The organism is Corynebacterium sp. (assembly GCF_030152825.1).
Classification (GTDB): Bacteria; Actinomycetota; Actinomycetes; order Mycobacteriales; family Mycobacteriaceae; genus Corynebacterium.
Genome location: NZ_JASLIP010000097.1, coordinates 1 through 4771 on the forward strand (window position 1 = coordinate 1; position 4771 = coordinate 4771).

A 4771-nucleotide genomic window follows, 5' to 3' on the forward strand; every position below is an offset into this window, starting at 1 on the left:
CTCGGGAAGCGCCTCCGCTTCCCGATAGGCGCCGGTATCCACCCCGTTGGGGATCAGCACTGGGTCGCCGGCGAGCATCTCCACCTGCCAGCGCCGGGCCTCTTCAGAGACAGCAATGCCGGCGTGGATCTTCTCCAGAAACGGCCGCAAGGCCGGCAATGCGAGCTTCAGGATCTTCGAACCACTGGCCGAGGCGTGATAGGTCGCCACCATGGGGCCCTCGGCGACCGCGAGTGTGAGCATGGAATAGGATGGGGAGTTCGGCTCGTGGATGTGCACCACGTCGAAATCATGTCTCGCGATCCAGCGGCGCAGGTGGCGGCGAGCACGGGGACCAAAGCTCAGCCGGGCCACGGAACCGTTGTAGCGAATCGGGATGCTGGGGCCACCGCACTCCAGGAACTCCGGCAGCCCCTCGCGCTGCTCCCCCGGGCCAATCAGGCTCACGCGGTGGCCACGGCGCTGAAGCTCCGCGCAGAGTTCAATCGCGTGAATCTGCACCCCGCCGGGTTCGTCGAAGGAGTACGGGCACACCATTCCGATGTTGAGGGGACGCTCCCCAGTCACTGCGAGTTGATCCTGGGTCACGGGGCCTCCTCGGCTGCGAGCCGAGCACGGCGAGCCTCACTGAGGTCGTCGTAGAACAACGGCTGCAGCATGTGCCAGTCGGCGGGGTGGGCAGCGATGTTTTGCGCGAAGCCATCCGCAATATCCTGCGCTACTTCTGCGAGCGGCCGGTCGGCATCGATCCTTGGCCCCACAGAAAAGCCCCACTGATCCGGTGCCTCGCCGAAGAAGCTGTGCGCTACATGCAGGGCTGCCCCGGTTTTCTGGGCGAGCATGGCGGGGCCCGCGGGCATGGAGGTGCGTTCGCCGAAGAAATCCACGGGGATTCCACGGCCGGTGAGATCCCGCTCCCCCATCAGGCACACGACCCCGCCCGCGCGGAGGACCTCCTCGAGCCGGGCCATCGGTGGTTGCTGGCCACCCGTCAGCGGTAGAACCTCGAATCCCAGCTGGTTGCGGTAGTGGACGAAAGCTTCGAAAAGCGATTCGGGTTTCAGCCTTTCCGCAACGGTCGCGAAACCGCCGTGGGTGTGAACCAGCCACACACCGGCCATGTCCCAGTTCCCGGAATGCGGCAGCGTCAGGATGAGCCCTCGACCTTCCGCGACGGCCTCCGCCACGCGCTGCTTGCTTGCAAGGGAGTCGAAGCCCTGGTCGAGTGTCGCGGCCAAGTCATCACTGACCATGCTGGGCAGCCGGAAGGCCTCCTTCCAATACCTCAGGTAGGAGCGCATCGCGCGACGGACGAGGTCACGGGTGACGTTTTCCGGACCGACGACGCGGGAGAGGTTGCGGCGCAGCTGCTCGGGCCCCTTCCCCCGTCCCGAGGCGGCGTCAGCGATCAGGTCGAAAAGCGCGGCAGCGACGGGTTCCGGCAGGCGCTTGGTCGCCGCCCAACCCAGTTGATACGCCAGCGCGGAGAGATCCTCGCCGCTGGGCAGGGAGAGTTTTTTGGTCACGGGCTAAAACTCCCGTGCTCCCGCGGGCGCCGCGATGTGTTCGGTGGACGCCTCCGAACGGGAGGCCATCACGAGGCGCTGGATAACCGTGAATACAGACCCCAGGCCGAGCAGCCACAGGCCGATCAGGAGAACATAGGGCACGCCCAGGCCGGACAGCCCCAGGGCGACCAACGAAATAATGAGCCGTTCCGGGCGCTCGATAAGTCCCCCGTCAACGGGCAGGTCGCTGGCTTCCGCTCGCGCCTTCACATAGCTCGTCACCTGACCAGCGACGAGAATCGTGAGGGTCAGGGCAAGCAGCACGGGGTGGGACTCGGCGTCCATGGCGAACCAAAAGGCGAGAGCGCCGAAAATCGCGCCGTCCGTGACCCGGTCGCAGGTGGCGTCCAGAGTGGCGCCGAATTTCGTGCCACCGCCCGACATTCGGGCCATGGTGCCGTCCACCATGTCTAGCGCAGTCGTGAGTCCGATCAGCACCGCAGCAGCGAAATGATGCCCGGTGGGGATCAGCCACAGGGCAAGAACCACCGCGGCGACCGTCCCACCGAGTGTGACCACATTCGGGCTCACGTGAGCTTTCTGAAGGGTGCGGGCGATGGGTTCGATGATGACGGAGGCAGGCCGACGGGCGTGTTCGCTCAGCATTGAGCCTTCCTTTCAGTCATCACGATCGTCCTTAGAACGGGTCCCCTACGCCCGGTATTATCCACTATTTTTGATCCTCAAGCTCGCGCCACGCCCGAGAGAGCAGGGCCCTGGTATCGCGAAGTGTCTGCGGTAGCACTTTAGCGCCGGCGATCACCGTCATGAAACTCGTATCCCCGGTCCAGCGGGGAACGATGTGTTGGTGCAGATGCGTGGGCACCGATCCACCGGACGGGCGGCCGAGGTTCATGCCAACGTTGATGGCGTCCGGCCCCGAGACATAGCGCAGAGTCTTGATCGCGTGCTGGGTGAAGGTCGCCAGCTCAGTGAGCTCCGGCATTGTCAGGTCCTCGTAATTGGCGACCTGGCGGTATGGGATCACCATCATGTGCCCGGGGTTATAGGGAAAGAGGTTGAGGACGCAGAAGACTTCCTTGCCGCGAGCGACGATGAGCGCCTCCTCGTCGGGAAGGTTGGGCAGGTCGAGGAACGGGTCTTCCGGCTTCTTTTCGGCACCCTCGGGGCGTTGTGCCCCCTGCTGGGCGGGCTTCTTCGGCCGATCGGCGAAGTAGGCAGAGCGGTAGGGCGCCCAGAGCCGGTCCAGGCCACCGGCGAGATCAGGCTGCGAGCCCACCCCGGTGTCCACGACCCGGCCATTGTCCTCAGATGCTGCCTGGGCGGATAGCTCGGCCCCCGTGGGTTCCGAGGCTCCTCGTTCCGTGGAACACCGGCCCGCGGGATCCTGGCTCGGATCGCAACTCACTATCCTCACATCCCTACCTTTATTCTTTGCCACCGGGCGATGCTTAGCCCAGCTCCGACGCGATGAGCTCCTTCGTCGGCTGCTCGTTGCGACGCTGGCCGATCCATTCCGTGATCGCCTTCGCTGCCTCCTCGCGCGGCACACCGTTGACCTGCGTACCGTCGTGGAAGCGGAAGCTGACCGCACCATTCTCGACGTCCCGTCCTCCGACGAGCAGCATGAACGGGATCCTGCCCTTGGTGTGGGTGCGGATCTTCTTCTGCATGCGGTCATCGGAGGTGTCCACCTCGGCGCGGATGCCGTCCTTACGCAGATCGGCGACGAACTCCTCCAGGTAGTCGCTGAAGTCCTCGGCCACTGGGATGCCCATGACCTGGTGTGGCGCCAGCCAGGCGGGGAACGCGCCGGCGTAGTGCTCCAGGAGCACGCCGAAGAAGCGCTCGATGGAGCCGAAGAGCGCGCGGTGGATCATGATCGGGCGCTTCTTGGTGCCGTCCGGTGCGGTGTACTCAAGGTCGAAGCGCTCCGGCAGGTTGAAGTCCAGCTGCACAGTGGACATCTGCCAGGTCCGACCGATGGCGTCGCGCGCCTGAACGGAGATCTTCGGCCCGTAGAAGGCGGCACCAGCCGGGTCCGGAACGAGCTCCAGGCCGGACTTCTCGGCAACCCGCTGCAGGATCTCGGTGGATCGCTCCCAGATTTCGTCGGTGCCGACGAACTTCTTCGGGTCCTTCGTGGACAGCTCCAGGTAGAAGTCGTCCAGGCCGTAGTCGCGCAGCAGGGAGATGATGAACTCCAGCACCGTCGTCAGCTCGTCCTCGAGCTGGTCCTCGGTGCAGTAGATGTGCGCGTCGTCCTGGGTGAAGCCGCGGGCGCGGGTTAGGCCGTGCACCACACCGGACTTCTCGTAGCGGTAGACGGTGCCGAACTCGAAGAGCCGCAGCGGCAGCTCACGGTAGCTACGGCCGCGGGAGGCGAAGATGAGGTTGTGCATCGGGCAGTTCATCGGCTTGGCGTAGTAGTCCTGCCCCGGCTTGGTGACGTTGCCGTCCTCATCAGTCTCGCCATCAAGCTGCATCGGGGGGAACATGCCCTCGGCGTAGAAGTCCAGGTGACCGGACTTCTGGAACAGGTCGCCCTTCGTGATGTGCGGGGTGTTGACGAAGGAGTAGCCGCTGGCCAGGTGGCGCTTGCGGGAATGCTCCTCCATCTCCAGGCGCACGATGCCGCCGTTCGGGTGGAACACCGGGAAGCCGGAGCCCACCTCGTCGGGGAAGCTGAACAGGTCCAGCTCCGCGCCCAGGCGGCGGTGGTCGCGCTTCTCGGCCTCCTCCAGCATGTGCTGGTACTCGGCGAGCTTCTCCTTGGATTCCCAGGCGGTGCCGTAAATGCGCTGGAGACCCGCGTTGTCCTGGTCGCCACGCCAATAGGCCGCCGAGGAGCGGGTGATCGCGAAGGCCGGGATGTAGCGAGTGGTCGGCACGTGCGGGCCGCGGCACAGGTCGTACCACTCGACCTCGCCGGTGCGTGGGTTGACGTTGGAGTAGGAGGTCAGCTCACCTGCGCCGACCTCCATGGCCTCCTCGGAGCCCGGATCGACGTTGCCCTTGTCCTCGATGAGCTCGAGCTTGTACGGCTCGGCTGCATACTCGGTGCGAGCCTCATCATTGGAGCCATAAGCCTTGCGCTCGAAGCGCTGGCCGGACTTGATGATCTTCTTCATCTCCCGCTCGATCTTCTTCAGATCCTCGGGCGTGAAGGGCTCCGCGACGTCGAAGTCGTAGTAGAAACCGCCATCGATGGCCGGTCCAATGCCGAGCTTCGTGCCTGGGAA

The 4771-nt window shown here is 64.9% G+C and carries 5 protein-coding genes; all 5 read right to left on the reverse strand.

Annotated features, from left to right (window positions below):
- A partial coding sequence (locus Q1V78_RS09405; protein ID WP_300613811.1) for a glycosyltransferase family 4 protein occupies positions 1–537 on the reverse strand: 537 nt, incomplete at its 3' end.
- Between the two features lie 47 nt (positions 538–584).
- The gene (locus Q1V78_RS09410; RefSeq protein ID WP_300613805.1) at positions 585–1526 is read right to left on the reverse strand and encodes a phosphatidylinositol mannoside acyltransferase; all 942 of its coding nucleotides are present in this window, start codon (positions 1524–1526) and stop codon (positions 585–587) included.
- Between the two features lie 3 nt (positions 1527–1529).
- On the reverse strand, positions 1530–2174 hold the full coding sequence (gene pgsA / locus Q1V78_RS09415; RefSeq protein ID WP_300613807.1) for a phosphatidylinositol phosphate synthase: 645 nt from the start codon (positions 2172–2174) through the stop codon (positions 1530–1532).
- 64 nt (positions 2175–2238) lie between these two features.
- The gene (locus Q1V78_RS09420; RefSeq protein WP_300613813.1) at positions 2239–2820 is read right to left on the reverse strand and encodes an HIT domain-containing protein; all 582 of its coding nucleotides are present in this window, start codon (positions 2818–2820) and stop codon (positions 2239–2241) included.
- 160 nt (positions 2821–2980) lie between these two features.
- Positions 2981–4771 (reverse strand): threonine--tRNA ligase (thrS, locus tag Q1V78_RS09425; RefSeq protein WP_300613809.1); only part of this gene is annotated, 1791 nt, incomplete at its 5' end.

What these genes read in the sequence shown, in the direction of transcription:
- pgsA (WP_300613807.1), bottom strand. Translation starts at nt 2,174, where the DNA reads ATGCTGAGCGAACACGCCCGTCGGCCTGCCTCCGTCATCATCGAACCC.